Origin of the sequence: Desulfonatronospira sp. MSAO_Bac3 (assembly GCF_003838035.1) — a bacterium.
GTDB lineage: Bacteria > Desulfobacterota > Desulfovibrionia > Desulfovibrionales > Desulfonatronovibrionaceae > Desulfonatronospira > Desulfonatronospira thiodismutans.
Map to the genome: position 1 here is coordinate 1 of NZ_QYZY01000282.1, position 5,026 is coordinate 5,026.

Annotated in this window: 3 protein-coding genes; all 3 read right to left on the reverse strand. The window is 52.8% G+C overall.

Annotation, left to right across the window (positions count from 1 at the left end):
- Positions 1 to 5 precede the first annotated feature (5 nt).
- Positions 6 to 1,280 carry a hypothetical protein gene (locus tag D5S03_RS09490; protein ID WP_287043687.1) on the reverse strand — a complete coding sequence of 425 codons (1,275 nt, stop codon included), beginning with the start codon at positions 1,278 to 1,280 and terminating at the stop codon, positions 6 to 8.
- A gap of 125 nt (positions 1,281 to 1,405) precedes the next feature.
- On the reverse strand, positions 1,406 to 2,572 hold the full coding sequence (locus tag D5S03_RS09495) for a TolB-like translocation protein (RefSeq protein WP_287043689.1): 1,167 nt from the start codon (positions 2,570 to 2,572) through the stop codon (positions 1,406 to 1,408).
- A 9-nt stretch (positions 2,573 to 2,581) separates the two neighbouring features.
- Positions 2,582 to 5,026: ankyrin repeat domain-containing protein (locus D5S03_RS09500; protein ID WP_287043691.1), on the reverse strand; the 2,445-nt coding region annotated here is incomplete at its 5' end.

The following is a 5,026-nucleotide window of genomic DNA, read 5'->3' on the forward strand; positions in this document are numbered from 1 at the left end:
CTCACTCAGACAAACGCACTCTCCAGGTCCTGGGCAGCCTGCCTTGCTTCCTGCTCCCTGCCGGCAGGAACGGGCACGCGCACCAGGATATCCCCGCCCCCGTGGCCCAGCTGGAAATAATGGATGACCAGGCAGGGGTTGGCCCCGGTTTCCACCGCGGCTGACTGAAACCTGTGAAAGAAGCCGGTCCAGGTGTGGGTCTGCCCCCCGAGGTACAGGCCCTTGAGTCCTATGTGGGCCTCAAAAGGGCCACGCAGGAGACGCCGCCGGGAAAACACCGGAACTGATACGGCGGTGAAGACAAGCGCAAAAAACACCCCGCTTATGATCATCACTGCCAGCACCCCGGCCAGCCAGGAGACCACCAGGGCTGCGGCCAGGAGTACAAGGCCTATAAAAGCCAGCTTCTGCAGCATATCCCCGCGCTCTATATCGTACTGCGAATGGACAAAGTTCTGCCATTCCGCAGGGGTGTAGTTCCACTTAATCAGGCGCTTTTCTCCCTGCAAAAGAGCCTGGATATACTTATAGGGTCCAAGAAAAACCAGGGCGCTGAGCGCTCCGCTCAAACACAGGAAAAGGCCCACGAAAAAAGCGGCAAAACCCAGATCACCCCTGCCCCATATCCCGTAAAGATGGGGCATGCAGATCATGGCCGCACCCACAAGAATAAGACCCAGGCAGCAGGCCAGAGTTGTCCCGATCCTGCTGTCTGATGCGCTGGGCATAAGATCCGTGTTGCTTCTGCTCCAGGCCAGACCGGCAGTTGCAAGCATGACCAACCCCGCAAGCGTGGCAAACAGACGCAGGGGATGCCTGTCCTGCCAGCCCAGATCGGCCCCGAAGACATCCTGTGGTCCCAGCCAGGCCAGCTGCAGGAGTTGTATGTCTTCTTCCTTTTCCAGAACAGCCGTCCGGGGTCCCCGGTATTCTGCCGGCCAGGGCAGGGGCCATTGCTCAGGCCCCAGGTATACCTGACCCTGACTGCTTAATTTGTCCGCCAGAGGACTCCATGACTTAGAATCAGCTGCAAGGATCACATCAGCTGCTTGCATAAAAGCGGACCGGAACTGTTCAAAAGATACATCCTGCCTGTTGCCGCCGGTCATTTCCAGTGGAAGGCCGAAAGTTGGGGTGATGCCCATCCACGCAGGGTTCTTAAAACGCTCAAAGCGACTCTCCAGGTCCACCGGCTCAATGCGCACCAGGTGCTGGGCCGGATACCACCAGGCCAGAAGCAGGACCAGGCCCATGAGGCACATAAATAATTTTTTCAGCATACTTTTTTCCACAAGGTAAAAGGTGTACCCGCTCCTTGGAGGTAACCAGCTGAATTACATATAGTGCGCAGCTGGCATAAAGAGAACTCCATGCCTGCTTGAAATGAACTGAACTCCCTGCATCACTATTCTTGAGGCAAGGCGGTCACATAAAGGTCATATCCACCTTTTCCACCCGGCCGGTCTGAGGAAAAAATCAGCAGCCTGAGCTGTTGATAACCCTTCAGAGACATGGTCATAATGGATGGTCTGAATTCATTGGCCTTTGTATTGAGTTCCACACCCCGGGGCATGATTTTTTGCATGTTGAAGGGCTTTTGCCATCTGCCGTCTTCATAGCGGGAGGCGTACACATCGTACCCTCCGTAGCCGCCGGGCCGGTCAGAGGCGAAAACCAACAGATTACCCTCAATATATGGAGCCAAAGTATTGCCCTGGGCAGTGAACTCCGTTGCTGGTTCGATTTTTTCAGCCAGAGAGACGTCCCCGAGCCACCGACTGAAGTCTGTATCCTGCGAAGTATTCTGGAAGCGATAAATCTGAAAACGTCCGCTGCGGTTGGAACTGAAGTAGAGCACGTGGCGCTTGAAATCATATGTTGCATAAGCATCATCTGCCCCTGGCTCATTGCCAGAAAAAGGCCTTGGCTCATTGTTGTCATCCAGAAAATATAAGTTGCGTTTGCCATCCCTGTCCGAATCAAACATCCAGACCCCGCCGGGTGACAACTCACCCTTTTCGTTCCAGGGCAAGGATTCTTTATCCAGGGTCAGTCTCAAGGGCCAGGGCTTGGGCTCCCTGTCCGGATCCAAACCCAGGGAACGATAATAGTTGTAAACCTCGTCATAAGGACGCTCAGGTACAAAACTGGAAACCAGCGGGGTGGGGCCGAGATGGTTGCCGGCTGACTCAGGGGCAGGGGCAAAAGGTCCTGCTCTTTCGCCGGCAATGATCAAAGGCGGCGGCAGCTCTTTTTTTCGACTGGAATATGGTTTCTGGGTGATTTGCACCCGGCCTGTTTCCAGGGAAAAAGCCTGCCCTTTGGAAGCGGCATTGCTGGCAAATACTATAAAGGAATCCATTTTCAGGGGAGGAGGGACAGCCACCGCGTTAAAATCGTCATAAGGAGAATTCAGCCCTTCCAGGGCATAAACCCCGGGAGCACTTTCCAGTGTGTCGGGCATATCACCATAAAGCATCTGCATGATGCAGCCGCTCAAATAAAGCAGGAAAAGAGCGCAGGCCAGCATCATCCCGGCAGTTTTCAAGTATTTTACATGCAGCGATCGCACCGGTCTGCCTTACTCCTGGTAACTCACTGCATATACGTGTCCGTCATAACTTCCAAAGTAGACAATGTCATTAAGTATCAGAGGCGAGGAGATAATCGTTGCCAGGGCTGAGAATCTCCATTTCTCCCGGCCTGATTCGCTGTCCAGTGCATAAAGGATGCCTTTTGAATCACCAAAATAGAGGGTGTTTCCCGCCATTGCAGGGCTTGACTGAATCCCCCCTCCCGAATCAAATTTCCAGATCTCTTTACCGGTATGCAGGTCCAGAGCATACATATACCCTTCAAGGCTTCCCACATAAATCCTGTCCCGTGCAATCACAGGAACTGTCAAAAGATCCCTGCCGGCCTGGGTACTCCAGAGTTCCTGGCCGGATTCAGCATCCAGTGCATAAACGTTTCCCTGCCAGTCTCCGACAACGACCATATCTTCCGTCAAAGCCGGAGAAGATAAAATCTCTGCTTCAGTTTCAAAGCTCCAGAGCTTCTCACCGTTTTTGCCGTCCAGGGCAATCAGTTCTCCATCTCCGCTGCCGAAATAGACAACACCATCCAGTATCACTGCAGAAGATATGCTTCTGCTGCCGGACTCAAATTTCCAGATCTTGTCGCCGGTTTCAGCGTCTACAGCAAAGACATCCCCCTGAAGATTGCTGATAAAGGCTGATCCTTCCCAGTGGTAAGGGGAAGAAACTATGTCTTTATCGGCATTAAACCTCCATTTTTCTTCACCGGTCTCCTGGTGGACAGCGTACAAGAATCCGTCCAGGCTCCCTGTATAGACCACACCCTCGACTACTGCAGGGGAGGAAAAGATTGTATCTGCGGTTTTAAAGCTCCAGATTTTGCTGCCCGTGGCCTGGTCCAGGGAATAAAGGTAATTGTCCTGGCCTGCTATGAAGATATGTCCATTGGAATACCTTGCTGAAGAGTCAACTGGACCGCCGGTTCCGAACTTCCAGACCAGATCCGCTGTTGGAAGCAGTGCAGCAAGCAGATCCAGCAGTTCAGACCTGTTGGATATCCAGGTATTTTCTTCCACAACCTGCAAAGGAGTTAGGCCCTCATCATTGGTGACGTCCGCAGAAGCACCGTTTTCCAGCAGAAGGGCGGCCATGGCCACATGTCCTTCTTTTACAGCAAGATGCAGGGAAGTATTACCATCATGGTCCTGCAGGTCAGGATCAGCACCATATTGAAGCAAAAGCCCGGTCAATTCGGATTTTTTATCTGCAACAGCCACATGCAGCCGGGTCTCTCCATGCAGGTTACGCACATTTACGTCTGCTCCCAGGTCAAGAAGGTGCTGCATCATTTCCTGGTCCCGGGCCTGAAACAAAGGCGAGTCCCAGGAATCAGATCCAGCATCAAGATCCACTCCGGCCTCTGCAAACTTAGTCAAGATTTCCATATCCCGGTTATGACCGATGGCACTCAATAAAATCCTCTGCAGAGGATCAGGATCCGCTCCTTTTTGCAGCAGAACCTGCACAGCATCCCGCTTGCCCTCCATAGCAGCTGAGACAAGGGGTGTATAATGCGCGCCCCAACCTATACTGTATTCAAGGTCCGCGCCGCTTTCTATGAGTATTTCCAGCACATCTGCACGCCCTGCCCTGGCAGCTGAATGAAGGATGGGCCAGGCCCAGTCCTCATCCTCGGTCAACTGCTCCGGGCTGTCTGCAAGCACCTGCCTGACCTGGTCAACCTCACCTCGAACAGCTGCAATACGAAGCTCCGGCCAGCCCATGACCCGGGGATCTGCTTTTGCACCGTGAGCAATCAACATCTCGGCTATGTTCAGATATATCTCATGGGAAATAATTTCACCTACAAGGTCCAAAGGCGTATGGCCCTGGGCATCCTCAAGGTCAATATCAGCACCGCGGCTTATCAGGTAGTCCACTATTTCTGGATTGCCAACCTCGTAAGCAGCTACATGCAGGACAGACCAGCCATCCTCATCCTGGGCGTTTATGCTTACGCCGTGCTCCAGCAGATATTCCAGGCCAGGAATCTGTCCCTGGTATACTGCTTCAAACATCAATTCCAGACCGATCTGCTGAGCTTGCAGTTCTGCTCCCAGTTCCAGCAGTTTATCAGCTATGCCTGTATTCCCAAAGACAACAGCCACGTGCAATGCAGTAAAACCATGTCTGTCAGGCACTTCAATCTCCGCACCATTTTCCAGTAAAATTTCCAGCAGATCTTCTTCACCAGTCATGGCTGCCTTGTGCAATGGAGTTTCATGTCTTTTATTCAGGGCGTTAACGTTGGCACCTGCCTTGAGCAGTGTTTCTGCTGCATCTTTGTGTCCTGCAGCAAGAGCCAGGTGTAAAGCTGTATTCTGGTCATCATCAACAGCATTGACATCCGCCCCGGAGTCAATATGCCGCTTAATATCCTGTGCATCGCCCTGGGCGGCCGCCTGAAACAAATCGCCGTGCAAACTTGC

Bases quoted from the DNA above. Each gene is read 5' to 3' on its own strand.
- D5S03_RS09490 (WP_287043687.1), bottom strand. From the start codon at position 1,280: ATGCTGAAAAAATTATTTATGTGCCTCATGGGCCTGGTCCTGCTTCTG.